Here is a 25959-nt window from a genome sequence, read left to right on the forward strand (position 1 = left end):
ATGCTGTCCGTGGCGCCGGCCGATGCGGGTACTGCCTGCCGCCTGCCCTACCGGGAGACCCTGCATGACCCTGTCCGATCCGCGCCGCGCCCTGCTTCCGCTCGCCCTGGCCCTGGCCTGTGCGACCACCGCGATGCCGGTGCGGGCAGACGGCTGGCAGACGTCCTTCGAGCCGGGCGAACCGGCGCCGGCCAAGGCGTCGGGCACGCTCGAGGTGGCCATCGGCAGCGGCCCGGCAGCGCCCTATGCGGCCAAGCGCAACGTGGGCTACAGCGGCCTGCATGCGCTGCACTACCGCAGCAGCGGCGGGAGCGCGCGCCGCGTGCTGTTCCAGACCGACCAGGCGATCGAGGCCGACACCATAGTGTCCTGGCTGGTGCTGCCCGAAATCGTTGGCAACGACACTGTGGCGTCCACCTACGTATCGCTGGACCTGCTGCTGGACGATGGCAGCCGGGTCTCCGCCGGTGCTGCGCGCGACCAGCACGGCGTCGCGCTGGGCGCACGCGCACAGGGCGATTCGAAGACGCTGTATCCCCAGCAGTGGGCGCGCAAGGCCGTGCGCCTGGGCGATGTACCCGCGCTGCAGGGTCGCCGCGTGCGCGCCATCGAACTGGAGGTGGCCAGCGCCGCCGGCGCGCCGGTATCGGGCTGGATCGACGACGTGCGCCTGCAGGTGCAGCCACGCCCGGCACCGCAGCGCGCGTCCGACTGGGTACTGACCACCCGCGGGACCCAGGCCAACGGGACCTTCTCGCGCGGCAACAATTTCCCGGCCACGGCGGTGCCGCATGGCTTCAACTTCTGGACGCCGGTCACCGATGCCGGTGCGTTGAACTGGCTGTACCGCTGGAACGAGCAGAACGACGCGCAGAACCGGCCACAGCTGCAGGCGCTGGCGCTGAGCCACCAGCCGAGCCCGTGGATGGGCGACCGCCAGACCTTCCAGGTGATGCCTTCGGCCAGCCGCGGCGTACCCGACGCCGACCGCCGCAAGCGCGCGCTGTCGTTCGACCGCCAGCATGAACGCGCCCGCCCCTATCGCTACGACGTGCGCTTCGACAACGGCATCTCCGCCGCCATCGCGCCCACGGATCATGCCGCGCTGTTCCGCTTCGAGTTCCCCGAAGGCGGCGATGCCAACCTGCTGTTCGACAACGTCGATGCACGCGGCGGACTGGTCCTGGATGCGGCCACGCAGACCCTGTCCGGCTACACCGATACCCGCAGCGGCCTGTCCAACGGCGCCACCCGCATGTACGTGTTGGCCCGCTTCGACCGCCCGTGGCGCAGCAGTGGCTTGATCGACAGCGGGCGCCCGACCGGCTACATCAAGTTCGACGCGGGCAGCGAGCACCGGGTGACGATGCGCATCGCAACGTCGCTGATCTCGATCGAACAGGCGCGCCACAACCTGGCACTGGAAATCAGCGCAGCCGATACGCTGGAAAGCGTGGCCGGCCGCGCCCAGGACGCCTGGGACGCACGCCTGGCCCGCTTCGACATCGGCAATGCCAGCGACGACCAGAAGACCACGCTGTACTCCAGCCTGTACCGGCTGTTCCTGTACCCCAACTCGGGCCATGAGAACGCCGGCAGCGCAGCCGCGCCGGACTGGCGCTACGCCAGCCAGGCCAGCGCCGCCGAGGACGACACCGACGGCAGCGCCAGCCGCAGCTTCGCGCCCGTGCGCGATGGCAGGGTGTTCGTCAACAATGGCTTCTGGGATACCTTCCGCACCACCTGGCCGGCGTATGCACTGTTCACCCCGGACGATGCCGGGCAGCTGGTGCAGGGCTTCATCGAGCAGTACCGCGCCGGTGGCTGGATCGCACGCTGGTCCTCGCCCGGCTATGCCGATCTGATGGTCGGCACCAGTTCGGATGTGGCCTTCGCCGATGCATGGCTGAAGGGCATCGGCGGCTTCGACCCGGAAGAGGCGTATGCCGCAGCACTGAAGAACGCCACCGTGGTTCCCCCCGATCGCCACGTCGGCCGCAAGGGCATGGAGCGCTCGACCTTCCGCGGCTACGCCAGCGCCGACGTGCATGAGGGCATGTCGTGGACGATGGAAGGTGCCCTCAATGACTTCGGCATCGCCAACATGGCCGAAGCGCTGGCCAAGCGTGCGATCACCCCGGCCGCACGCGAACGCTACAGCACCGAGGCCGACTATTTCCGCCACCGCGCCGCCAGCTACGCGACCATGTTCGATCCGGCCGCCGGCTTCTTCCAGGGCCGCAGGGCCGATGGCCGCTGGCGCGTGGACGCCAAGGACTACGACCCGCGCGTGTGGGGCCACGACTACACCGAATCCAATGGCTGGACCTTCGCCTTCACCGCTGCACATGATGGCGAAGGCCTGGCCGCGCTGTATGGCGGCCGCGAAAAGCTGGCCGCCAAGCTGGATGCCTTCTTCGCCACACCGGAAACCGCCGATGCGGCGTTCGCCGGCTCGTACGGCGGCATCATCCACGAGATGACCGAAGCGCGCGATGTGCGCATGGGCATGTACGCGCACAGCAACCAGCCGGCACACCACATCCCATGGATGTACCTGTACGCCGGCCAGCCCTGGAAGACCCAGCAGCACGTGCGCGAGATCCTGTCGCGGCTGTACGTGGGCAGCGAGATCGGCCAGGGCTACCCCGGCGATGAAGACAACGGCGAGACCTCGGCCTGGTACGTACTGGCCTCGCTGGGGCTGTACCCGCTGCGGATGGGATCGCCGGAGTATGCGATCGGCTCGCCGGCGTTCGAACATGCCCGGGTCGAGCTGCAGGGCGGTGCGGTGCTGACCGTCAACGCCGCCAACAACTCGCCGCAGAACGTGTACGTGCAATCGCTGAAGATCAACGGCCAGCCGTGGAGCCGGACCTGGGTGCCGCACGAGGTGATCGCCAAGGGGGCGACCCTGGACTTCGTGATGGGCCCGCACCCCTCACGCTGGGGCAGCGGCGTGGATGATGCCCCGCGCTCGCTCACCGCCCGCGGCCAGCGCCCGCAGTTGCTGCACGATCTGCTCGGCAGCAGCGCGCAGGCGGCGCTGGCCGATGGCCGTACCCTGCCCGCCCTGATCGACGATGACGCCGCCACCAGCGTGCCGCTCGGCGGTGGTGCCAGCATCGCACTGCACCCGGTGGGCGACGGCGCACCGACGATGTACACGCTGACCAGTGGCGAGGGCCCGATCCGCGGCGGCGCATGGACCCTGGAAGCGCGCAGCGGCGACGGACGCTGGCAGACGCTGGACCAGCGCCGCAGCGAAGACTTCCCCTCGCCACGCCAGACCCGTCCGTTCCGTATTGCCAAGCCGGCGCGCTACAGCGAGTACCGCCTGCGGCTGGCGGCGCCTGGACGCCTGTCGCTGGCCGAAGTCGAACTGTTGACACCCGCCCCCCTACAATGACGCCATGCGCCTACGTGTCCTCCCCCTCGCTCTCGCCACCCTTGCCTTTCCCTTTGCCAGTCCTGCCCAGCCGCAGACCCAGGCCTTCGATGGCCAGGTCAGCCGTGACGGCGTGACCCTGTACTACCAGGACGCGACGGGCGCGCTGGCCGCGCCGGTGCGCAAGCGCATCATCGATACGTTCTACTTCGCCTATCTGCGCGAGCGTGCCGATTTCCGTCCGGCCGCGCCGAACGAGGTACGCATCGTGATCGATCCGGCCTACAACGGCGTGGCCTACGTGGGTGACAAGGACAAGGCCAGCACCATCACCATCAATCCCGGCTGGCTGGTCCAGCATCCGGATGACATCGATCTGGTGACCCACGAAGCGATGCACATCGTGCAGGGCTACCCCGGCTATGGCGACAAGCGCGTGCCGGGCTGGCTGGTGGAGGGCATTGCCGACTACGCCCGCGATCGCTACGGCATGAACAACGCCGCTGCCGGCTGGGCGTTGCCGGACAAGCTGAGCCAGGGCCAGACGGTGGAAAGCGGCTACCGGGTGACCGGTGCCTTCCTGAAGTGGGCCGAAGCGGCGCACCCGGGACTGGTGCTGGCACTGGACAAGGATCTGCGCGACGGGCGCTATGCACCGGCGCTGTGGCAGAAGCACACCGGCAAGACCCTGCCGGCGTTGTGGGCGGAGTATGCCAAGCCGCGCTCCCCGGCCCCTGCGCCACCGCCCGCGCGACGCGCGAAGCGGCGGTAAGTTCGACGTTGCCGGGGCGATGCCCCGGCCTTCAACGCGACTGCACGAAGCCGGCGTACAGCGCGAACAGCTGCTGGAAATACCGCTTGCTCACTCGACTGCGCATGACACTGCTCCGCCCATGGAAAGTTGGTCGGGCCCAGGGTGGGAAGGCCGGTCCGGTCCCTTCCCACGGCCGGGCCGCGTGGGCGTATTGGGCCGCAACGAGGTTGCAGGGCGGTGACCACAGGACTGCAATCCGGTAGCGCCGGGCCATGCCCGGCGGGCCATGCCCGGCGGGCCATGCCCGGCGGGCCATGCCCGGCGGAACATGCCCGGCGGAACATGCCCGGCGGGCCATGCCCGGCGGGCCATGCCCGGCGGGCCATGCCCGGCGGGCCATGCCCGGCGGAACATGCCCGGCGGAACATGCCCGGCGGGCCATGCCCGGCGGAACATGCCCGGCGGAACATGCCCGGCGGAACATGCCCGGCGGAACATGCCCGGCGGAACATGCCCGGCGGAATGCGGAGAGCGCCGCGCTGCGCGCTCGCCGGGCATGGCCCGGCGCTACCCGATCCGGTTTCCGCGGGGCGGAAACAGAAACGCGCCCCGTGGGGCGCGTTTCCGCAGATCGCATCGGAACGAAGGCTTACGCCTTCTTTTCCGCTTCGATCTGCTTGCGGATCTGCGCATCCACCGCGGCAATCGCGGTCATGTTCAGGATCCGGCGCGAGGTCGCGCTGGTGGTCAGGATATGCACCGGCTTGTTGACGCCCATCAGGATCGGACCGATCGCCACGCCGTCGGTGAACACCCGCACCAGGTTGTAGGCGATGTTGGCCGCTTCCAGGTTCGGCAGCACGAACAGGTTGGCGCGGCCCTGCAGGGTCGAGCCCGGCAGCAGCTTCTGGCGCAGGGCTTCATCCCATGCCGTGTCGCCCTGCATCTCACCGTCCACGTTCAGGCGCGGGTTGCGCTTGAGCAGCAGCTCGCGCACCTGGCGCATCTTCAGCGCGTCCTTCGAATCATGGCTGCCGAAGTTGGAGTGCGACAGCAGCGCCACCTTCGGCTCCACGCCGAACAGCTTCATGCGGTACGCCGCCTGCAGGGTCGCTTCGCACAGCTGCTCGGCGGTCGGGTCTTCCTGCACGTGGGTATCGACGAAGAAGAACACCCCCTGCTGGTTGATCACGCCGGTCATCGCCGAGGTCGAGGTGACCTTGGTTTCCAGCGGCAGCACACTGCGCACGTAGCCCAGCTTCTTGTGGAAGCGGCCGACGATGCCGGTCAGCATCGCGTCGGCCTCGCCACGGGCCACCATCACCGCCGCGATCAGGGTCGGGCGCGAGCGCATCAGGTTCTTCGCTGCGGCCACGGTGACGCCGCGACGGCCGGTCAGGCCGTGGTAGTACTGCCAGTATTCGTTGAAGCGCGGATCGTCGTTGATGTTGGTGACTTCAACGTTCTCGCCGATCTTCAGGCGCAGGCCGAGGCGCTCGATGCGCGATTCGATGACGTCCGGGCGGCCGATCAGGATCGGGTGCGCCAGGCCATCGTCGACCACGTTCTGCACGGCCTGCAGCACCACTTCCTCTTCGCCCTCGGCATACACCACGCGCTGCTTGTCGCCGCGCGCGCGGTCGTAGACCGGCTTCATCATCAGGCTGGTGCGGTAGACGAACTGCGACAGCTTCTGCCGGTAGGCTTCCATGTCGGCAATCGGACGGGCGGCCACGCCCGAATCCATGGCCGCCTGGGCCACGGCGGCCGACAGCTCGACCAGCAGGCGGCGGTCGAACGGGCGCGGGATCAGGTATTCACGGCCGAAGCTCGGGGTCTCGCCGCCGTAGGCCGAGCCCATGTCGGTGGCGGCACGACGGGCCAGCGCGGCGATCGCGCGCACGCAGGCGATCTTCATTTCCTCGTTGATCGCGGTGGCGCCGACATCCAGCGCGCCACGGAACAGGTACGGGAAGCACAGCACGTTGTTGACCTGGTTCGGGTAGTCCGAACGGCCGGTACCGATGATCGCGTCCGGACGCGCGGCACGCGCCAGTTCCGGCATGATTTCCGGGGTCGGATTGGCCAGCGCGAAGATCACCGGATCCGGCGCCATCGTCTTGACCATCTCGGCGGTCAGGATGCCCGGTGCCGACAGGCCCAGGAAGATGTCCGCGCCGTCGACGATCTCGGCCAGGCTGCGCTTGTCGGTGTCGCGCGCATAGCGCTGCTTTTCCGGGTCCAGGTCGGTGCGGCCGGTATGGATCACGCCCTCGCGGTCGAAGGCCAGGATGTTCTCCGGCTTCAGGCCCAGCTGCACCAGCATGTTCACGCAGGAAATGCCGGCCGCGCCCATGCCCGTGGTCGCCAGCTTCACTTCCTCGATCTTCTTGCCGGTGATCGCCATGGCGTTGAGCACGGCGGCACCGACGATGATCGCGGTGCCGTGCTGGTCGTCATGGAACACCGGGATCTTCATGCGCTCGCGCAGCTTGCGCTCGACGATGAAGCACTCCGGCGCCTTGATGTCTTCCAGGTTGATGCCGCCGAAGGTCGGCTCCAGCGAGGCGATGATGTCGACCAGCTTGTCCGGATCGGTCTCGTCCACTTCGATGTCGAACACATCGATGCCGGCGAACTTCTGGAACAGCACGCCCTTGCCTTCCATCACCGGCTTGCCGGCCAGTGCGCCGATGTTGCCCAGGCCCAGCACCGCGGTGCCGTTGGAGATCACCGCCACCAGGTTGCCGCGCGCGGTCAGCTCGCTGGCCTGCTGCGGGTCGGCCTTGATCGCTTCACAGGCGTACGCCACGCCCGGCGAATACGCCAGCGACAGGTCGCGCTGGGTCAGCATGGGCTTGGTAGCGGAAACCTTGATCTTGCCCGGAGGAGACATCCGGTGGTAATCGAGGGCGGCCTGTTTGAAATCTTCGTTGGACATCGATGTGGGTTACATGAATGGGCAGAAGGGACAGGGGATCATACCCCCGTTGGAGCGGTTGGACCTGTCGCTATGCTGTCGCACCGATGCTGCGACCGCACAATTCCGGGCCGTATGTGGGGGTCCCGCAGCACCAGCTTCGGCGCTGCCGATGACAGCCGTGGGACGCCTGGAAACGCTGCGGGGCCGCATCACTGTCGTGACCGGCCCCGCAGTACCACACACCCGGGTCAGCTCTTGGCCGGCAAGGCCTCGGCCATCAGCGGCACCGCATCGACCGGCGGCGGCAGTTCGCTTTCACGGCCATCCAGCGCCAGCGCCAGGCGGTCGCGGTCCAGCGCGCCCTCCCAGCGCGACACCACCACGGTGGCCACCGCGTTGCCGATGAAGTTGGTCAGCGAGCGGCACTCGCTCATGAAGCGGTCCACGCCCAGGATCAGCGCCATGCCCGCCACCGGCACTTCCGGCACCACCGCCAGGGTGGCGGCCAGGGTGATGAAGCCGGCACCGGTCACGCCGGCCGCGCCCTTGGAACTGAGCATGGCGACCAGCAGCAGGGCGATCTGGTGGCCCAGGGTCAGTTCGGTGTTGGTGGCCTGGGCGATGAACAGCGCGGCCAGGGTCATGTAGATGTTGGTGCCATCGAGATTGAACGAGTAGCCGGTGGGAACCACCAGGCCCACCACCGACTTGCTGCAGCCGGCGCGCTCCATCTTCTCCATCAGCGACGGCAGGGCCGATTCGGAAGACGAGGTGCCCAGCACCAGCAGCAGTTCGGCCTTCAGGTAGCGCGCCAGCTTGAACACCGAGAAGCCGCACAGGCGGCAGACCACGCCCAGGATGACCGCCACGAACAGGAACGCGGTGAGGTAGAACGAGCCGACCAGCCACGCCAGGTTGACCAGCGAACCCACGCCGTACTTGCCGATGGTGAAGGCGATGGCGCCGAAGGCACCGATCGGGGCGGCCTTCATCAGGATGTGCACCAGCTTGAACACCGGGGCGACCAGCGCTTCCAGGAAGTTCTGGATCGGCTTGCCCTTGTCGCCCACCGAGGCCAGCGCGATGCCGAACAGCACCGCCACGAACAGCACCTGCAGGATGTTGCCATCGACGAATGCGCTGATCAGCGTCTTCGGGATGATGTCCATCAGGAAGCCGACCAGGGTCAGGTCATGCGACTTCTCGACGTAGCTGTGCACCGCGGTCTGGTCCAGCTCCAGCGGATTGATGTTCATGCCGGCGCCGGGCTGCACCACGTGCGCCACGATCATGCCGACGATCAGCGCCAGCGTGGAGAAGAACAGGAAGTACGCCATGGCCTTGGCGAACACGCGGCCGACGGTACGCAGGTGGGTCATGCCGGCGATGCCGGTGACGATGGTCAGGAAGATGACCGGCGCGATGATCATCTTCACCAGGTTGATGAAGGCATCGCCGAGCGGCTTCATCTTGGCGCCCAGCAGCGGTTCGTAGTGGCCGAGAACGGCACCCAGGATGATCGCTACGATCACCTGGAAGTACAGCTGTCGATAGAGCGGCAACGGCTTGCTGGGCACCGGCGCAGCGGTCGGGATGTGCATGGCGGACTCCGGAAGGGGCGTTTTTTCAGGCGTGTATGACCCCGCGACTGCACTGGGGGCCGCTACCGTGGAAGCTGATCGCCGGCCCCGGACCGCAGGCACGGGGTGCGACCAATGGACGCCTTTGTACGCGCCACGCACCGCTGCGCAGATAACCTATTGGTACTAGCCCCCCGGTTCAGGTGGCTGCGGTGCCTACACTGGCCCCGCACCGCTGATGGCGGGGACGCCGGTGGCCCGACCTGAACGGCCGGGTGCGTCATAGCGAAAGTTCCGGCCATTACGGCCGTTGTTGTCCTGTCCACACGCATTCCGAGAGAGCCGCACCATCCATGCGCCCGATTCCGACCTTGCTGGCCCTGTCACTGGCCACCCTCCCCGCCTTCGCATCCGCTGCCGATTTCGACAACTGGCCGACCAAGTACGCCTTCGGCGACGGCACCGAACTGGCAGCCACCGCCAACATCGCCTACGACTACAACGACTTCTCCTCCGGCAGCGGCATCGACGATGACGATGCGGTGCGCCGCAAGGAATTCGGCGCGACCCTGAAGAAGAAGGGCGTGTACGACGCGATGGTCTACTACGACTTCCAGGCCGACACCTGGCTGGACGTGTTCGTGCGGTTCGAGAGCAAGGCCTTCTTCGGCCGTGACGTGGGCCGCTTCCGCTTCGGCTACATGAAGACCCCGGTCGGCCTGGACGCGAACACGTCCTCGCGTGCCGGCAGTTTCCTGGAAACCGCGCTGCCGGTGCAGGCGTTCTACGCCGGCCGCCGTACCGGCGTGGAGTGGGTGCTGGAGCGACCGCAGTACCTGCTGCAGGCCGGCGCCTATGGCGGCAAGGACCTGCAGGGCGACAACCACGGCACCACCCAGGCCGTGCGCGCGGTGTGGACCCCGGTGAAGGCGCCTGGTGACGTGATCCACCTGGGCGTGGCGTATTCGCAGGAAAACCCGCGCGGCTACCACGACGGCCGCGATGTGCACCATGAAGCCAGTGCGCGCCTGCGTGCGCGCCCGGAAGCCGGCCTGACCGACATCCGCTTCGTCGATTCGGGCGCACTGGTCACCGCCGACCAGATCCGCCGCACCGGCCTGGAAGGCATCTGGATCCGTGGCCCGTTCTCGCTGCAGGCCGAAGCCCTGCAGGCCACCGTCACCCGCCACGATGGCAAGCCCGACTACACCGGCCACGGCCAGTACGCCATGGCCAGCTGGACGCTGACCGGCGAATCGCGCCCGTACAACGCCGGCGCGGTGGCCAACATCAAGCCCGCCCACGACTACGGCGCGGTGGAACTGGTCGCGCGTTACAGCCGCCTGGACCTGGACGATGGCAGCATCCTCGGCGGCCGCCAGCACGACCTGACCCTGGGTGCGAACTGGTACCTGACCAGCCACTTCAAGTTCCAGGCCAACTACGTCAAGGTCGATGCCAGCCGCCGTGGTGTGCGCAGCACCCCGGAGATCTTCGAGCTTCGCGCGCAGATGCACTTCTGATCCCTTCCACGCGTCAGATACCGGCGGGCGTGCACGCCACGCCCGCCGGCCCTGCGTAGACTGCCGCCATGTACTGGCTCAGCCGCCACCGCCAGCTGTTGCTGACCCTGCTGGTGATGGTCGGCGGTACGCTGCTGTGCGCGGCGGCCGCAGGCCATTACGCCTGGCGCCGCGCGCTGGCCAGCGAAAGCGCGCAGGTCCAGCGACAGCTGCAGCTGTACGGCCAGGGCCTGCAGCAGCGCATCGATCGCTTTGGCACCCTGCCACAGGTCATGGCGCTCGACCCGGACCTGCAGCAGGCATTGCGCCAGCCAGTCTCGCCCGCTGAACGGCAGCGCCTGAATCTCAAGCTGCATCGTGCCAACCAGGTCACCCGGACCTCGACCCTGACCCTGGTCGGCCGTGACGGCGTCGCGGTGGCCGCCAGCAACTTCGACCAGCCGACCAGCAATGTCGGCGAGGACTACAGCTACCGCCCGTACTACCAGCAGGCCCTGGCCCATGGCCGCGGCCGCTTCTACGGCATCGGCATGACCACCGGCGTGCCGGGGTATTTCATGTCCGAGGCGATCCTGGATGGCGACAGCCAGCGCATCGGCGTGATCGTGATCAAGATCGAGCTGTCGGCACTGGAACAGGAATGGTTGAGCAGCCCCGACGTGGTGCTGGCCAGCGACAACCATGACGTGGTGTTCCTGGCCAACCGCGATGCCTGGCGCTACCGCCTGCTGCGGCCACTGGGCAATGATGAGCGGCGCGAGATGCTCGATGCCCGCCAGTACGCTGACCGTTCGCTGCAGCCGCTGCGCGTGCGCACCGAGGACGTGCTGGCCGATGGCGGGCGGATGGTGCGCCTGCTCGACCCCGCACTGCCGCAGGCCATGCTGTGGCAGACCCTGCCGCTCCCCGATGAACACTGGAGCCTGCACCTGCTGCACGATGCCAGCGCCGCCGCCGGCGCCGGCCGTAGCGCCGCCCTGGCCGGCGCCGCAGCCTGGTTGGCACTGGGCTTCCTGCTGTTGTTCGTGCAGCAGCGTCGGCGCCTGTCCAAGCATCGCCAGCGCAGCCGGCGCGAGCTGGAGACGCTGCTGAAACAGCACGCGCAGGAACTGCGTACCGCCCAGGATGGCCTGCTGCAGGCCGCCACCGATGCCGACAGTGGGCTCAGCCGCAGCCTGGAACACCTGCCGCAGGGCGTGGTGATCATCGACCGCGACCAGCGCCTGGTGGCCTGGAATTCGCGCTACCTGGAGCTGTTCCGTTTCCCGGCGGGTCTGGTCCGGGTCGGGCGTCCGATCGAGGAGCTGTTCCGCTTCAACGCCCGCCGCGGCCTGCTTGGGCCGGGCCCGATCGATGAGGCCATCGAGCGCCGCCTGACCCACCTGCGCAGTGGCCGCCCGCACATGCGCGAAAGCGAGAAGGACGACGGCACGGTGCTGGAGATCCGTGGCAACCCGCTGCCCGATGGCGGCTTCGTCACCAGCTATGCCGACATCACCAGCTACAAGAACGCCGCGCGCGAACTGCGTTCGCTGGCCGATGCGCTCGAGCACCGCATCGCCGAGCGCACCCACGACCTGGACGAAGCCCGCCGCGAAGCCGAGCAGGCCAACCGCTACAAGACCCGCTTCGTCGCCTCGGCCGTGCACGACCTGCTGCAGCCGCTGAACGCGGCGCGCATGTTCGTGTCGGTGCTGCGCGGCAAGCTGGGCGACCCCACGCAGCAGCAGACCGCCGATCACATCGATGCCGCGCTGGCGGCACAGGATGCGATCCTCAACAGCCTGCTGGATATCGCGCGGCTGGAATCGGGCAGCCTGCCGACCCGTGTGCAGGCGTTCCGGCTGGGGCCACTGCTGCAGACGCTGGCGCGCGAGTTCGGCATCGCCGCGCAGTCACGCGGGCTGGTGGTGGATTGGGTCGACACCAACGCGGTGGTGGTCAGCGATGAAGCGCTGCTGCGGCGCATCCTGCAGAATTTCCTGTCCAACGCGCTGCGCTACAGCGAGCGCGGCCGCGTGCTGCTCGGCTGCCGCCGCCGCGGCGGCCTGCTGTGGATCGAGGTGCACGACCAGGGCCCGGGCATTCCCGATGCGCTGCAGGGCGAGATCTTCGAGGAGTTCCGCCGCCTGCATGATGGTCAGCAGCGCGGTGCCGGGCTCGGCCTGGCGATCGTCGACCGCATCGGCCGCCTGCTCGGCCACCCGATCCGGCTGCGCTCGCAGCTGGGCCAGGGCAGCGTGTTCGCGGTGGGCGTGCCGTTCGGCGACGCCAGCGCGATTCCCGCCACCGCCCCCGCGCCGGTGCTGGTGCAGGAACCGGCGACGGACAATCCGCTGCGTGCGCGCAGGATATGGGTGGTGGATGACGATCCGCACGTGTGTGCAGCCAGCCGTGCCCTGCTGGAGCGCTGGGGCTGCGAGGTGATGCTGGCCGATGGACCGCAGGCCGCGCTGCAGGCCGCTGCTGCCGATGCGGTGCCCGAGCTGGTGCTGCTGGACGTGCGCATGGGCGACCACCACGGCCCGGTGCTGTACGAGACCCTGGCGGCACGCTGGCAGGCGCGGCCGCCGGTGGTGCTGGTCACCGCTGAACGCGATGCGGGATTGCGCGAGATGGCGGCCGAGCGTGGCTGGGGGCTGATGGCCAAGCCGGTCAAGCCGCCGGCGCTGCGGGCGCTGATGAGTCAGTTGCTGGTCCGCCATCGCGGGTGATTCCAGCCAACGGCGCAGCCCTCGTGGGTGGTGTCTGGTTGGTCGTGGAAAGCAAATGCCGTGGGGGGGGCCGGTCGGGTTGGGTGCGCGGGGGACGCCGTGAATCCGTCCCTGGAGGCTTGGCAGCCGCATCCATGCGGCTGACACCGCCCGCGAACCCAACCCGACCGGCCTCTGACATATTTCGGTGGCCTGCCACCCACGGAGAAGAAAAAGAAGATCAAAAGCGGATCGCGCGCTGGGCTTGCTCGTGTAAAGCCGAGCCCATGCTCGGCTTCGCGGACCGGCCAGGCTGCCTTTGCTTTTGATCTTCTTTTCTCTTCCGTGGATGAATGCGCACGGAACCTGTCCGTGGCCGGGCAGGTGGGCTGCGCAGGGGCGTGAGCCGCATGGATGCGGCGACCGAGCTTACATGGACGTACTTGCAGCGGCCCCTGCGCAGTCCACCTGCCCGGCCTCACCCATGACTGCTCTACGTGTCCACCCACGAGGGGCTGCGCCGTTGGCTGGAAACTACACGCCCGCGCCGGCGTCGCCTTCCGGCTCCAGTGCCTTCACCAGCACCGCCGCCTGGGTGCGGCTGTGGCATTCGAGCTTTTTCAGAATCGCGGTGACATGCACCTTCACCGTGTTCTCGGCCAGCCCCAGCGTATAGGCGATCTGCTTGTTGAGCAGGCCATCGGCCAGGCACAGCAGCACGCGGAACTGCTGCGGGGTCAGCTGGGCCAGGCGGCTGGCCAGCAGTGCGTCGGCCTCGGAACGTTCGGGGGCCATCGCCGGGAACCACAGCCCGCCATCGAGCACCGACTGCACCGCCTCGCCGATGGTCTCGGCCGGGGCCGACTTCGGGATGAAACCGGCTGCGCCGAACTGCTGCGCGCGGCGGATCACCCGCGGGTGATCGTTGGACGAGAGGATCACCACCGGAATGTCCGGATGCGAACCACGCACGTGCAGCAGCGCCGAAAAGCCGTGCGCACCGGGCATGGTCAGGTCGAGCAGCACCAGATCCACGTCCGGGTGGGCGTCGAGCGCCTCGGCCAGCGCATCGGCACTGGCCACTTCGCGCACCTGCGCCAGCGGCAGGCTCTGCCGCAATGACTGCACCACCGCCGACCGCAGCAGCGGATGGTCATCGGCGATCAGGATGGTGTATTCGCTCATGCGGGCATTGTAGCGGCAGCCCATCGCATCCGCCGGGCCGGGCGCTACCAGGGCATCAGCGCCCCGCCGGTTCCACGCTGCTGCGCCAGGCATCGAGGAACTGGCGGCGCTTGAGCGCATCCAGGTACACCAGCAGGCCCGGGCCAAGCTGGATCGGGCGGCGGCTGCGGCCTGGTGCATCGTCACCGCGTGCGTTACCGGTCACGATCGGCATCAGACGCGCTTCGCGCGACAGCACCTGCTGGCCACGCGGCGACAACAGGTAGTCGAGGAAGCGCCGGGCTTCTTCCGGGTGTGGGCCGGTGCGTGGAATCACCGCGGTACGCAGCACCACCAGCGTGTAGTCTTCGGGCTCGACGATGGCCAGCGGTGCGCCGGCATCGATGCGGGCCTGCGCGTAGGAACCGAGCACGTTGTAGACCAGCGACAACTGGCCGCTGGCGACCTTGTCCAGCAGCACGCCGGTGCGCTCCTCGCGCACCACGGCGTTGTCGCCCAGCGCGCCCAGCAGCGCGCCGGCGATGCTGCCGCGCTGGGCATCCTGGGTGGCCAGCAGGTACCCCACGCTGCTGCGTTCGATATCGTAGGTACCGACCCGGCCACGCAGGGGGGGATCTTCCGCGCGCAGCAGGTCCAGCAGCTGCCGGCGCGTGTGCGGCGCCTTCGCCGCAGGCAGCCGGCGCGTGTTGTAGACCATCACGACCGGCTCGTAGCTGATGCCGAACGCTTCGCCACGCCACTGCGCCCACGACGGCAGCGCCGCGGTCTGTGCCGAACGGTGCGGCAGCGCGTGGCCGTCGTTGACCAGCCGGGTCTGCAGGTCCATGCCGCTGGAGATCAGCAGATCCGGCGATCCCGCGCCGGCGCGGTCGTGCAGGTACCGCGCATACAGGTCCTGGGTGATGATGTCCTCGTACACCACTTCGGTGCCCGGGTGCAGGCGCTGGTAATCGGCGATGACTTCGGCGAACACCTCGATATCGGTGGTGCCATGGATGCGCAGCTGCGCGGTGCCGGCGCCCTGGGCCGGGAAGCGCCGCACATCGCCGGGTGCAGCGATCACCGGCAGGGCCAGCAACAGGGCAACGGCGGTGGCCAACAGGCGGATCATGGCGTGCTCCGGGGCAGGCGGATGGTGGCGACCAGGCCGCCCTGCGGGCGGTTGCTGAGGTCGATGCGGCCGCCGTGGCTGTCGACCACGCGCTTGACGATGGCCAGGCCCAGGCCGGCACCGCCGGACGGCGCGCCCTCGCCACGCGCGAAGCGCTCGAACACGCGCTCGGCATCGGCGGCGGCGATGCCCGCGCCATGGTCGGCGATGGTCAGCACCGCCTGCCCGCCCTCGACCGTCAGCGCGATCTGCAGCGGGCCGTCACCGCCGTACTTCATCGCGTTGTCGACCAGGTTCTTGATCGCCTCACGCAGCAGCAGCGCATCGCCGTGCACCTGCACCGGCTCGGCGGTCATCGCCAGCTGCACGCGCGGTGCAGGCCCGGCCTGCGGCAGCGCTTCGTGCAGCGCCTGATGCACGGTTTCGGCCAGGTCCACCGCGGCGAAGCGCTGCAGGTGCGAGCGATGGATCACGCTGGCATCGCTGAGCAGCTGGTTGAGCAGGCGGCTCATGTGGGTGGCGTTGCGTTCGATGGCCAGCAGGCTGCGCCGCATGTCTTCCGGATCGTCATCGTCCAGTGCCAGCTGCGCCTGCGCGCGCAGTGCCGCCAGCGGCGTGCGCATCTGGTGCGCGGCTTCGGCCATGAATGCGCGCAGCGTCTCGTTGCTGCTGGAAAGACGCTCCATGAAGCGGTTCAACGCCGCCACCATCTGGTCCATCTCGCGCGGCACGCGGGCATCGAGCGGTTTCAGGTCGGACGGCTCGCGCCGCGACAGCTCGCGTTCGACCCGCACCAGCGGCCGGAAGGCGCGGTGCACGCCGAACGCCACCAGCGCCAGCAGCATGCCCGACAGCACCCCGATGGCCAGCAGCGCGCGGTTGACCAGGTCCTGTGCCACCGCTTCGCGCGCGCGTCGGGTCTGCCCCACCTGGACCTGCACTTCGCCCTGCGCCGACGCGGCGGCGAAGCTGCGGCTGACCACCACGAAGCGCACGGTCTCGCCGCTGTACGCAGCATCGAACAGGTACGGCTGGGTGCCCGGCCGGCGCGGCGATGCCGGCAGGTCGTCATAGCCGGTGATGAGCGTGCCGCGGCTGTCGGCGACCCGGTAGAACACGCGGTCCTCCGGCGCCATCGCCAGCAGGTCCAGCGCCGCGTAGGGCAGGTCGACCTGCCACTGGCCATCCACCAGCGCCACCGAATCGGCGATCGACAGCGCCGAGGACACCAGCAGGTGGTCGTAGGAGCGATTGGCCGCACGCTGGCCGTAATCGCGTGCGGCGAACAGCAGGGCCACCGCGAACACCGCCAGCAACGCGCCCAGATACAGCAGCAGGGTGCGCCGCAGCGAGCCGGGCGCGGCAGGGGCCGGGGATTCAGCTGTCGCCATCGGCGCTATCGTCACTGGTTTCCAGCAGGTAGCCGACACCGCGCACGGTGGTGATGCGCAGCGGCGCGCCGGCGAGCTTCCTGCGCAATCGACCGATGTACAGCTCGATGGCATTGGGACCGGCTTCGTCATCGAAGCCGAACAGGCCGTTGCCGATCTCGTCCTTGCCCACGACCTGGCCGAGGCGGCCGACCAGGATCTCCAGCAGCCGGTACTCGCGGTTGGGCAGTTCGATCGGCTCGCCGTCCAGGCTCACCCGGTGCGCGGCGTTGTCGAACTGGAAGCCACCGATCTGCACCACCTCGCTGGCCTGGCCACGGGCGCGGCGCAGCAGCACCCGGCAGCGCGCCTCGAACTCGCGGAAATCGAACGGCTTGCCGAGATAGTCGTCGGCGCCCACGTCCAGTGCCTGCACGCGGTCTTCGATGCCATCGCGTGCGGTCAGCATCAGCACCGGCGTGCTGTCACCGCGCTCGCGCATGCCGGCCAGCACGCGCAGGCCATCGAGCTTGGGCAGGCCGATATCCAGCACCACCAGATCGAAGCTCTGGTAGCGCAGCACGCTGGCCGCGGCCAGCCCGTCGGCCTGCCAGTCCACGGCGTGCCCGCTGCGGCGCATGCGTCGGATGATCGCATCGGCCAGGTCCGGGTTGTCTTCGACCAGCAGCAGGCGCATGGGTACGGATGTGGGAGGGGAAACGAATGCTACCGCATGCCGCCGCAGGGGCCCGCCGGGCATGGCCCGGCGCTACCGGGTGTCGCGGCGCCGATGTGTTCCGCCGGGCGTGGCCCGGCGCTACCGGGCACGGTCGCAGCGGCGCGCTTTACGCTGCACCGCACAAACCGCTGACAGGACGATGACAGCTACGGCAACCCAGACTGCGGCCGCGCACCGTCCGGTGCCCACGATTGCCGCGCGCCTGGCGCGCACCTGGGAGGGTTTGTGGAATTCACGTTTGCCTGGCGGCGTCCTGCCGCCATGATGGCCCTGGCTGCGCTGTCCGCGCCGGCCCTCGCCGCCGAAGACGACCGTCCGGTCACCGCCACCCTCGGTGGCCGCCTGCACCTGGACTTCGCCACCTTCGACAACGACAACCGCGGCACCCCGAACAAGGACGACACCGAGATCCGCCGCGCCTGGCTGGACGTATCGGGCAGGTTCTTCGTGGTCGACTACAAGCTGGAAGCCGATTTCTCCGGCGACCGCGTCGAGGCCAAGGATGTGTATCTCAGCCGCAGCTTCGGCAATGCCGGCAAGCTCACCGTCGGCCAGTTCAAGCAGTATTTCTCGCTGGATGACCGCACCAGCTCCAACTACGGCAGCTTCCTGGAGCGCGGCAACGCCGGCACCACGCTGGCGCCGCTGTACCGGCTGGGCGCGTCGTGGCAGGCGAACCCGGGTGACTTCACCTGGGCGGCCAGCATCTACAGCCTGGAAAGCATCGACGCCTGGCAGGTCAAGGGCCGGGCCGCCGGTGGCCGCGTCACCTGGGCGCCGTCGCCCAGCGACGGCGACGTGCTGCACCTGGGCCTGTCGCTGGCCCGCGAGGCGTACGACAACCCCGGCGCGAGCGGTGCCCCCGGGCTGAAGATCCGCCCGCGCCCGGCCGGCCATCTGTCGGACGAAAGCCGCCTGACCCTGGTCGACTTCTCCGCCGGCCGCGATACCGACGTCAACAAGTGGTCGCTGGAATACGCGCAGGTGCGCGGCCCGCTGTCCTGGCAGGGCGAATTCAGTGGCGCCACCTTCGACGACGGTGCCCAGCGCGGCGACGTGATGGCCGCCTACGGCATGCTCAGCTGGTTCGTCACCGGCGAAAGCCGCGCCTACGACCGCAAGACCGGCCGTTTTGCGCGGGTGAAGAACATCCGTCACAAGGCCGGTGCCTTCGAAGTGGCGTTGCGCTATGACCAGATGTGGGGCGCGCAGCACCTGGACGGTGCACCGGACCTGCGCCGCGGCAGCACCGAAGCATGGACGCTGGGGGGCAACTGGTACCTGCGCGACAACCTGCGCTTCATGCTCAACGTGATCGAGAGCCGCAACCGCGACCGCCTGGCCGGGGTCACGCTGGACCGCACGCGCGCAGTCACCGGCCGCCTGCAGTACGACTTCTGAACCCGGCAATCCGGGCACGCCGCCCGGACCCCTTCCACTCCCCCACGTCCTGTTTCCGCAAGGAGTCCGCAGATGATGCTGAGCATCCTCGGCTTTGGCATGGTCATTACGTTCATGTACTTGATCATGAGCAAACGCCTGTCGCCGCTCGTCGCCCTGATCACCATCCCCATCCTGTTCGCGCTGATCGGCGGCTTCGGCGCCGGCATCGACGAAATGATGCTGGAGGGCATCAAGAAGATCGCGCCGACCGGCGTGATGCTGATGTTCGCCATCCTGTACTTCGGGGTGATGATCGATGCCGGCCTGTTCGATCCGCTGGTGCGGGTGATCCTGCGCTTCGTCAAGGGCGATCCGATGAAGATCGTGCTCGGCACGGCGGTGCTGGCGATGCTGATCTCGCTCGACGGCGACGGCTCGACCACCTACATGATCACCGTCTCGGCGATGCTGCCGCTGTATCAGCGCCTGGGCATGAACGCGCTGAACATGACCTGCGTGACCATCCTCGCCGGCGGCGTGATGAACCTGACCCCGTGGGGCGGACCGACCGCGCGCGCGGCCACCGCGCTGCACGTGGACCCGGCCGATGTGTTCGTGCCGCTGATTCCGTCGATGGTGATCGCCTGTGCCGGCGTGCTGCTGCTGGCCTGGTACCTGGGCCTGAAGGAGCGCCGCCGGCTGGGCGTGGTGACCCTGCCGCAGGGCGGCAGCTGGATGGACAGCAGCGTGTCCGATGACAGCACGGCGCTGCCGACCGTGGAAGATGCCGAGGACATCAAGCGCCCGAAGCTGTTGTGGGTGAACCTGGCACTGACCCTGGCGCTGATGACCGCACTGATCATCGGCGTGCTGCCGATGCCGGTGCTGTTCATGGTCGGCTTCGCCATCGCCCTGGTGATCAACTATCCGAACCTGGCCGAGCAGCGCCGCCGCGTGGTCAATCATGCCGGCAACGTACTGTCGGTGGTCGCGCTGATCTTCGCCGCCGGCATCTTCACCGGCATCCTCAACAACACCGGCATGGTCGAGGCGATGTCGCACAGCTTCCTGGCGATCATTCCCGAATCGTGGGGGCCCTACCTTGCGGTGATCACCGCGCTGGCGTCGATGCCGTTCACCTTCTTCATGTCCAACGACGCGTTCTACTTCGGCGTGCTGCCGATCCTGTCCGAGGCGGCCGGCAACTACGGCATCACCCCGGTGGAGATGGCGCGCGCCTCGCTGGCCGGGCAGCCGGTGCACCTGCTCAGCCCGCTGGTGCCCTCCACCTACCTGCTGGTGGGCCTGGCCAAGGTCGAATTCGCCGACCACCAGAAGTTCACCCTGAAGTGGGCCATCGCCATTTCGCTGCTGCTGATGGTGGGCAGCCTGCTGTTCGCGCTGTATCCCCTCGCCGCCTGATCCCGAGCCAAGGAGCACCCTGCAATGACGCTTCGCATCGCCTACGTCACCAGCGGAATGGGCAGTGTCGGCACTGCCATCTGCCAGAGCCTGGCCCGTTCCGGCCACACCGTGGTTGCCGGCTGCGCACCGAACTCGCCGCGCAAGGCCAACTGGCTGCGTGAGCAGCGCGACCAGGGCTTCGACTTCATCGCCTCCGAAGGCAACGCCACCGACTGGCCCTCGACCACGGCCGCATTCGCCAAGGTGCGTGCGGAAGTCGGGGAGATCGACGTGCTGGTGAACAATTCCGGCGGCAGCCGCGACCTGCTGTTCCGGCAGATGACGGTGGAAGACTGGAACGCGGTGATCGCCTCCAACCTCAATGCGCTGTTCAACCTGACCAAGCAGGTGGTCGATGGCATGGCCAGCCGCGGCTGGGGCCGCATCATCAACATCGGCTCGGTCAGCGCGCACAAGGGCCAGATCGGCCAGGTGAACTACGCCACCGCCAAGGCCGCCATGCACGGTTTCAGCCGTGCGCTGGCCGCGGAAGTGGCCTCGCGCGGGGTCACGGTGAACACCTTGTCGCCGGGCTACATCGCCAGCCAGGCGATCAGCAGCTTCCCGCCGGACGTGCTTGACCGCCTGGCCGCATCGGTGCCGGTGCGGCGGCTGGGACGCCCTGACGAAGTGGCCGGGCTGGTCGCGTGGCTGGCCTCGGACGAGGCCTCGTATGTGACCGGTGCCGATTACCCGGTCAACGGCGGCTTGTACATGGGCTGAGGCCCGTTCACGCGCGGCGTGGATCTACGCCCCTCCCCCGGTAGATCCACGCCCCGCTCCTGCAGCAGGTCCACGCCCCGCGTGGATGCCTCGACCGATCAGAACTCCGCAGCCACGGTCATGAATACCTGGCGCGGCGCACTGGCATGGATGGCGTAGCGCGTACCGTTCGGGTCGGTCGGTGCGAACGAACTCAATTGCCCGGCGTAGCGCTTGTTGGTCAGGTTGGTCGCATTCAACGACACCCGCACGTTGCGCAGGCCCAGACCGGGGCCGAAGTCATAGCCGGCACCGGCGTCGAAGGTGGTCACGCCCGGCACCGACTGATCGTTGGTGTAGGTGTAGTAGCGCTTGCCGGTGTACTTGGCGCGCAGGCTGGCGAAGAAGCCATCGCGGTTCCAGCTGATTTCGCTGGAGGCCATGCGCTGCGGGGTGTCCACGGTGATCTTGCCGGCCACCGGCACGATCGCACCGCCGGAGGTGTAATCGTCCTCGTAGGTGGTCTTGTTCCAGGACAGCGCGTTGTACCACTGCAGGCCGTCCACCGGCTTGAGGATGAAGGTCAGCTCGGCGCCGCGGCTCTTCACCGAACCGACGTTGATGAAGCGCGTCACGCACTCCGGGCGCGTGCCGACTTCGATGCTCGAACACGGGTTGAGCGACAGCAGGCGGTTGTCGAACTTCACGTTGTAGGCGGCAATCGACGCCTGGTACTTCTCACCGAAGGTACGGAAACCGGCTTCCAGGCTCTTCGACTTCTCCGGCTCCAGGCCGGCGCTGGCCGCGAACGATTCCGGCGAGACCTGCAGCGGGCCGCCACTGCCGCCACCGACGAACGCGGCGATGTTCTCGGCGTACGAGGCGAACAGCTCGTTGTTGGCAGTGAGCTTGAAGCCCACGCCCAGCTGCGGCAGCACCGACTCCTTGGCGGTCAGCGTGCCCGAGGCGATGCTGGTTTCCACGCCCGGCTGCGCGGTGGCGCGCATGCGGGTGTTGGGGCTCTTGATGCCCACGTCCACGGTCAGGCGCTGGTCGAGGAAGCGCATGCGGTCCTGCACGTAGAACTGCCGCGTGCGGATGTCGAAGTCCTGGTTGAACAGCAGGCGGTCCGGGTTCTGCAGGTACAGGTCATCCAGGAACGGGCCGCTGATGTAATAGAAGTTGCGCGAGACGTTGTGGTCGTTCTGCTCCAGCCACAGGCCGGCTTCCAGTTCGTGGATGCCCAGCGTCCACGACAGCGCGGCGGTCAGGCCGTCGCGGTTGATGGTGTAGTTGGTGCTGCGGATCGAGATCGGCAGCATCCTGTCGGTGCCCGGGTAGGACGGCTGGCCCGGTGCCCACCAGTGGCCCTGGCCACGGTTGTCGTGGTGGTAGGCCAGCAGCTTCAGACGGCCCTGTTCGCCCAGCCGCAGGTCGGCATCGATCGAGTACAGGTTGTCGTCGCGCAGCGCGCGGCTCTGGTAGTAGGCATCGTCGATGCTGTTGACGCCGCCGCTGAACTGGCACCTGCTGCGGTCCAGCGTGCCCGGCGCGCAGTAGGCGGCGGCGACGGCGCGATCCCAGTCCGGTGCATAGATGTTCCAGTCATAGCCCAGGCCGCGCGCCAGCATGTCCTTGGACAGATAGGCGTAGTTGGCCTGGCTGGCCCGCGAGGTGGCCACGAAGGCGCCGAAGCGATGATCGCCCACGTTCCACACCGCCTTGGCATTGAACTGGCGGGTGGTCTGGTTCTGGTAGGGCGCGGCCCACATGTCCGCATCCTGGTGCACGCCGGACACGTAGGCCGAGAAGCCGTTGATGTCGCCGGTATCCACCCGCAGGTAGCCGCGGCGCTGGTTGTCGTCGCCAACGGTGATGCTGGCACGCCCGCCGAACTCGGTGGACGGGTCCATCGAGAAGTACTGGATGGTGCCGCCCAGGTTGCTGGTGGACGCCACGCCCAGCGAACCGATGCCCTGCGACAGCTCGGCACCGGCGAGGTTCTCGGCGATCAGTGCGCGGGCAATGCTCAGGCCGTTGTAGTTGCCATAGCTGTTGTCGCCCAGCGGAATGCCGTCGAGCGTGTAGCCCAGGCGGCTCTTGTCGAAGCCACGCAGGCTGATGGTCTGCGACTCTTCGTTCGCGCCGAAGGCATCGTTGGACTGCACCGACACGCCCGGCAGGCGGTCCAGGATCTTCTGGCCACTGGTGCCCGGCGGCAACACCTGCTTGTCGACGGTGGTGATGCGCTGCACCTGGCGGGTTTCACCCTGGCCGATGACCGAGACGGTATCCAGCGTCTGGGCGCTCAGCGCGGCATCGGTGCTGGCGTCGGTGGATTCAGCGGCATGGGTGCTGGCGGCGGCGGAAAGCGCGATCGCCACGGCGATCGTCAGGTGTCGGGTCTGCATATCGGTCCATTGCATGGGGGAAGTCCGCCGCGACTCGGCACGGCGCGCGGCCACTATGCGAATGGAAGATGAAAGGTTGTTTACGAAGGCGTGCAGGGAGTGCCGGCCGTGACGCGCGTCGCATCGCGGGATGTTTCCGGCAGGGCTGCACCCTGCACCTGCCCCTGCAACGGCAACCGGAACCACGGCACCGGCGGGTCATCCCTGGAAGGCGCTGAAACCCATCCAGCGCCGTTCACTCCGGCGCCAGCTGATCCATCCGTATCCGGTTGGCGAACAGCGAGAACGCCAGCATGCCGGCCAGGCCGTTGGCCCGGCTCACCCAGTGCGGCAGCCAGCGCGGTGGCTTCAGCACACCGGCCTCGAACAGCGGCGCGAAGGCGATCGCATCGGTCAGGCTCATCTTGCCTGCGAACAACCAGCGGCAGACCTGCAGGCGGTCTTCGGCCAGCATGTGGCGGAAGAAGGTATGCACCGACACCAGCCCGCGCAGGTACACCGTGTCCTTGGTGAAGGCCAGGCCGCCGCTCGGCGGTACGCCGCGGAACACCCGCTGTGCGGAGGCGAAACTCTCTTCCGGGTTCTGTCCCGCATCGCAGAAGTAGCGGAACACCTCGATGAAGTCGGCCCCTTCACGCGCCATCGCGATCGCTTCGGTGCGCAGGCTGATGCGCTTCAGGCGCTCGATGTCGATGCTGCCGGTGATCTGCTCGGCGAACGTGGCCAGCCCTTCCTGCGTGGCCGTCACCCGTGGCGAGGACAAGGCAAGGCTCGGCAGCACCTGCTGTTCGCGCCCGTTCAATGCGGTCAGCGAATGCACCAGCGCTTCGTGGTGGAACAGCTGGGCGCGGTCGTAGGCACTGAACCGGGCACTGGTGCGCAGACGGATGCGGGTCGGCCCGGCGGCGGCCTTCGACACCAGCTCCGGGTCCAGCTGCACCTGGATGATGCGCGATTCGAAGAAGCCATCGAGGTCGTTCTGCAGCTGCAGCTGCAATGCGATGGCCGACACCGGCACCTGTTCTTCCGGCGCCAGCAGTTCATGGTCGAGTTCGGCGGCGATCTGGATGAAATGACGCGCGGCCTCGCGCGTGCTCGGTCCGTTGCCGGGCAGCGGTTGTTCGGGCGCACCGAACAACTGCACCGAACAGCGGTCCACCGCCGCGCTGCCCAGCCCTTCCAGCAGCTGTGCGGCCAGGTCCCAGCTCTGCGCGGACTGCTGTACGTAGTGGCCCAGCGGATGGCCGGGATCACACTCGGCGGCGATGGCGGCCAGCGCGCGGCGTTCCTCGCTGAAGTCGAGCTTCGGGTAATCCACCACCGGCAGCACCGGTTGCCCCCGGGCCACGCTGTCCAGGAACGGTGCCTGCAGGCTGGCCGGCCAGCTGCTCAGCCCCAGCAGGCGGATGCCTCCCACGGCCTCGACCAGGCGCGCATCGAGCGCTGCATGGTGGGCCACGTCACGGTCCAGCGTCATGGTCGATTCCATGCGCGGACTATAGCGCCCTGTCCTTGCTTTGGCAGGGGCGAAGGGGGACACCTGGCAGAAGCGGGTTCCCCCGCGTCACGGTCCAGCCGCGATCAACGCCGGCGCGGCTTGCCGGCCGGGCGGAACTGCTGGCCCTTGCCCTTCCTGCCGCCACGCTCCTGTGCGGTCTCGGCCTGGCGTACCGCCAGCTTGGCAGCAGCGGCGGCGACTTCTTCCTTCAGCTTGAAGTAGTTCAGCAGCCGGCTCTCTTCGATCTCACCCGCGTCGATCGCCGCGCGCACCGCACACCCCGGTTCCTGCTGGTGCATGCAGTCGCGGAAGCGGCACTGCGCGGCCAGCGCTTCGATATCGGCGAAGCCACCTTCGGCCAGGGTTTCCTCACCGGTCGGCTTCAGTTCGCGCATGCCGGGGGTATCGATCAGGCAGGCGCCCATCGGCAACGGCATCAGCGCGCGGTGGGTGGTGGTATGGCGGCCACGCGAATCGTTGGCACGCACCGCATTGGTCTTCATCCGCTGCTCGCCCAGCAGCGTGTTGGTCAGCGTCGACTTGCCTGCACCGGAAGAGCCGACCAGCACCACGGTGCGGCCCGGGCCCAGCCACGGTTCCAGCACCGCCACGCTGTCCGCATCCAGGCCGTTGATGGCGTGCAGGGCGATGCCCTGCATTTCCAGTTCCTCCAGCACCGCCAGCGCGTCCTCGCTGTACTCGGTCTGGTCGGCCTTGGTCAGCACCACCACCGGTTCGGCACCGCCGCCACCGACCAGCAGCAGGTAGCGTTCGATCCGGCGCGGGTTGAAGTCCGCATCCAGCCCGCAGACGATGAAGACGGTATCGATGTTGGCCGCGATCACCTGCTGGTGGTAATGCTCGCCGGCGGCACCGCGCTTGATCGCGGTGCGCCGCGGCAGCAGCGCGACAATGCGGATGCCCTCCAGCAACACCCAGTCGCCCACCGCCGGCCGTTCGTGGCTGGGGAAGCGCGGGCGCTGCCACTCCGGCAACGACTCGGCCTTGATCGCCGCCTCGGGACCGTCGGCCACCACGTAATGGGTGCGGTGCTGTTCGATCACCCGCGCCGGACGGGCCTGCGGGTGCGCGGCCATCATGGCCTGCCAGTCGGCCTGCTGCGGCGGGCCCGGCCAGGGCCAGCCGATGGTCTGCAGGGCGGTGAAATCGGGAGTCTGGGTCATCGCCGCCATTCTACCCGTGCCGATGCCCTGCCAGCCCAGCAGTGGCGGGCC

The 25959-nt window shown here is 68.3% G+C and carries 16 protein-coding genes; 7 read left to right on the forward strand and 9 right to left on the reverse strand.

What is annotated here, in order from left to right; all coding sequences use genetic code 11:
• Positions 1-64 precede the first annotated feature (64 nt).
• Positions 65-3409, forward strand: a complete 3345-nt coding sequence (locus tag Q5Z10_RS17905; RefSeq protein ID WP_303636707.1) for a GH92 family glycosyl hydrolase — start codon at positions 65-67, stop codon at positions 3407-3409.
• A 4-nt stretch (positions 3410-3413) separates the two neighbouring features.
• The gene (locus tag Q5Z10_RS17910; RefSeq protein ID WP_303636708.1) at positions 3414-4160 is read left to right on the forward strand and encodes a basic secretory protein-like protein; all 747 of its coding nucleotides are present in this window, start codon (positions 3414-3416) and stop codon (positions 4158-4160) included.
• Positions 4161-4791: 631 nt separating this feature from the next.
• Here the strand turns inward: Q5Z10_RS17910 and Q5Z10_RS17915 are convergent.
• Together Q5Z10_RS17915 and Q5Z10_RS17920 are read right to left on the reverse strand one after the other, a co-directional pair.
• Entirely contained in the window at positions 4792-7083 is a 2292-nt protein-coding gene (locus Q5Z10_RS17915; RefSeq protein ID WP_303636709.1) for an NADP-dependent malic enzyme, read from the reverse strand.
• Positions 7084-7313: 230 nt separating this feature from the next.
• Positions 7314-8666 (reverse strand): dicarboxylate/amino acid:cation symporter, encoded by a 1353-nt coding sequence (locus Q5Z10_RS17920; RefSeq protein WP_303636710.1) that lies wholly within the window; start codon positions 8664-8666, stop codon positions 7314-7316.
• 332 nt (positions 8667-8998) lie between these two features.
• On the opposite strand from Q5Z10_RS17920, the gene Q5Z10_RS17925 reads away from it, so the two are divergent.
• Positions 8999-10168 carry an OprO/OprP family phosphate-selective porin gene (locus tag Q5Z10_RS17925; RefSeq protein WP_303636711.1) on the forward strand — a complete coding sequence of 390 codons (1170 nt, stop codon included), beginning with the start codon at positions 8999-9001 and terminating at the stop codon, positions 10166-10168.
• Between the two features lie 68 nt (positions 10169-10236).
• A complete protein-coding gene (locus Q5Z10_RS17930; RefSeq protein WP_303636712.1) occupies positions 10237-12882 on the forward strand; it encodes a hybrid sensor histidine kinase/response regulator in 2646 nt (881 codons plus the stop codon).
• 513 nt (positions 12883-13395) lie between these two features.
• Here Q5Z10_RS17930 and Q5Z10_RS17935 read toward each other — a convergent pair.
• Genes Q5Z10_RS17935 through Q5Z10_RS17950 form a run of 4 tightly spaced genes read right to left on the reverse strand, consistent with a single transcriptional unit; the run spans position 13396 to position 17224 of the window.
• On the reverse strand, positions 13396-14046 hold the full coding sequence (locus Q5Z10_RS17935) for a response regulator (protein WP_303636713.1): 651 nt from the start codon (positions 14044-14046) through the stop codon (positions 13396-13398).
• Positions 14047-14101: 55 nt separating this feature from the next.
• Positions 14102-15157: an ABC transporter substrate-binding protein gene (locus Q5Z10_RS17940; RefSeq protein ID WP_303636714.1), complete on the reverse strand. Its 1056-nt coding sequence runs from the start codon at positions 15155-15157 to the stop codon at positions 14102-14104.
• Complete coding sequence (locus Q5Z10_RS17945) at positions 15154-16548, reverse strand: sensor histidine kinase (RefSeq protein ID WP_303636715.1); 1395 nt, start codon at positions 16546-16548, stop codon at positions 15154-15156. The genes Q5Z10_RS17940 and Q5Z10_RS17945 overlap by 4 nt, the downstream gene beginning before the upstream one ends.
• Complete coding sequence (locus Q5Z10_RS17950) at positions 16535-17224, reverse strand: response regulator transcription factor (RefSeq protein WP_303636716.1); 690 nt, start codon at positions 17222-17224, stop codon at positions 16535-16537. The genes Q5Z10_RS17945 and Q5Z10_RS17950 overlap by 14 nt, the downstream gene beginning before the upstream one ends.
• A 303-nt stretch (positions 17225-17527) precedes the next feature.
• Here Q5Z10_RS17950 and Q5Z10_RS17955 point away from each other — a divergent pair, with 303 nt between their 5' ends.
• The 3 genes from Q5Z10_RS17955 (at position 17528) to phbB (ending at position 20836) form a co-directional block, all read left to right on the forward strand.
• Positions 17528-18667: an OprO/OprP family phosphate-selective porin gene (locus Q5Z10_RS17955; RefSeq protein ID WP_303639220.1), complete on the forward strand. Its 1140-nt coding sequence runs from the start codon at positions 17528-17530 to the stop codon at positions 18665-18667.
• Positions 18668-18742: 75 nt separating this feature from the next.
• Positions 18743-20071: a CitMHS family transporter gene (locus Q5Z10_RS17960; RefSeq protein ID WP_303639221.1), complete on the forward strand. Its 1329-nt coding sequence runs from the start codon at positions 18743-18745 to the stop codon at positions 20069-20071.
• 24 nt (positions 20072-20095) lie between these two features.
• Entirely contained in the window at positions 20096-20836 is a 741-nt protein-coding gene (gene phbB / locus Q5Z10_RS17965; RefSeq protein WP_303636717.1) for an acetoacetyl-CoA reductase, read from the forward strand.
• A 98-nt stretch (positions 20837-20934) separates the two neighbouring features.
• Here phbB and Q5Z10_RS17970 read toward each other — a convergent pair whose 3' ends face one another.
• From Q5Z10_RS17970 to rsgA, 3 genes are all read right to left on the reverse strand, one after another.
• Complete coding sequence (locus tag Q5Z10_RS17970; protein WP_303639222.1) at positions 20935-23226, reverse strand: TonB-dependent receptor; 2292 nt, start codon at positions 23224-23226, stop codon at positions 20935-20937.
• Positions 23227-23461: 235 nt separating this feature from the next.
• The gene (locus Q5Z10_RS17975) at positions 23462-24715 is read right to left on the reverse strand and encodes a flavohemoglobin expression-modulating QEGLA motif protein (RefSeq protein WP_303636718.1); all 1254 of its coding nucleotides are present in this window, start codon (positions 24713-24715) and stop codon (positions 23462-23464) included.
• A 92-nt stretch (positions 24716-24807) separates the two neighbouring features.
• Positions 24808-25917 (reverse strand): ribosome small subunit-dependent GTPase A, encoded by a 1110-nt coding sequence (gene rsgA / locus Q5Z10_RS17980; RefSeq protein WP_303639223.1) that lies wholly within the window; start codon positions 25915-25917, stop codon positions 24808-24810.
• Positions 25918-25959 lie beyond the last annotated feature (42 nt).

The organism is Stenotrophomonas sp. 704A1, from assembly GCF_030549525.1.
Lineage (GTDB): Bacteria > Pseudomonadota > Gammaproteobacteria > Xanthomonadales > Xanthomonadaceae > Stenotrophomonas > Stenotrophomonas tuberculopleuritidis.

Coding starts and splice junctions, on each gene's coding strand:
- Q5Z10_RS17905 (WP_303636707.1), top strand. CDS start 65: ATGACCCTGTCCGATCCGCGCCGCGCCCTGCTTCCGCTCGCCCTGGCC.
- Q5Z10_RS17910 (WP_303636708.1), top strand. CDS start 3,414: ATGCGCCTACGTGTCCTCCCCCTCGCTCTCGCCACCCTTGCCTTTCCC.
- Q5Z10_RS17915 (WP_303636709.1), bottom strand. CDS start 7,083: ATGTCCAACGAAGATTTCAAACAGGCCGCCCTCGATTACCACCGGATG.
- Q5Z10_RS17920 (WP_303636710.1), bottom strand. CDS start 8,666: ATGCACATCCCGACCGCTGCGCCGGTGCCCAGCAAGCCGTTGCCGCTC.
- Q5Z10_RS17925 (WP_303636711.1), top strand. CDS start 8,999: ATGCGCCCGATTCCGACCTTGCTGGCCCTGTCACTGGCCACCCTCCCC.
- Q5Z10_RS17930 (WP_303636712.1), top strand. CDS start 10,237: ATGTACTGGCTCAGCCGCCACCGCCAGCTGTTGCTGACCCTGCTGGTG.
- Q5Z10_RS17935 (WP_303636713.1), bottom strand. CDS start 14,046: ATGAGCGAATACACCATCCTGATCGCCGATGACCATCCGCTGCTGCGG.
- Q5Z10_RS17940 (WP_303636714.1), bottom strand. CDS start 15,157: ATGATCCGCCTGTTGGCCACCGCCGTTGCCCTGTTGCTGGCCCTGCCG.
- Q5Z10_RS17945 (WP_303636715.1), bottom strand. CDS start 16,548: ATGGCGACAGCTGAATCCCCGGCCCCTGCCGCGCCCGGCTCGCTGCGG.
- Q5Z10_RS17950 (WP_303636716.1), bottom strand. CDS start 17,224: ATGCGCCTGCTGCTGGTCGAAGACAACCCGGACCTGGCCGATGCGATC.
- Q5Z10_RS17955 (WP_303639220.1), top strand. CDS start 17,528: ATGATGGCCCTGGCTGCGCTGTCCGCGCCGGCCCTCGCCGCCGAAGAC.
- Q5Z10_RS17960 (WP_303639221.1), top strand. CDS start 18,743: ATGCTGAGCATCCTCGGCTTTGGCATGGTCATTACGTTCATGTACTTG.
- phbB (WP_303636717.1), top strand. CDS start 20,096: ATGACGCTTCGCATCGCCTACGTCACCAGCGGAATGGGCAGTGTCGGC.
- Q5Z10_RS17970 (WP_303639222.1), bottom strand. CDS start 23,226: ATGCAGACCCGACACCTGACGATCGCCGTGGCGATCGCGCTTTCCGCC.
- Q5Z10_RS17975 (WP_303636718.1), bottom strand. CDS start 24,715: ATGGAATCGACCATGACGCTGGACCGTGACGTGGCCCACCATGCAGCG.
- rsgA (WP_303639223.1), bottom strand. CDS start 25,917: ATGGCGGCGATGACCCAGACTCCCGATTTCACCGCCCTGCAGACCATC.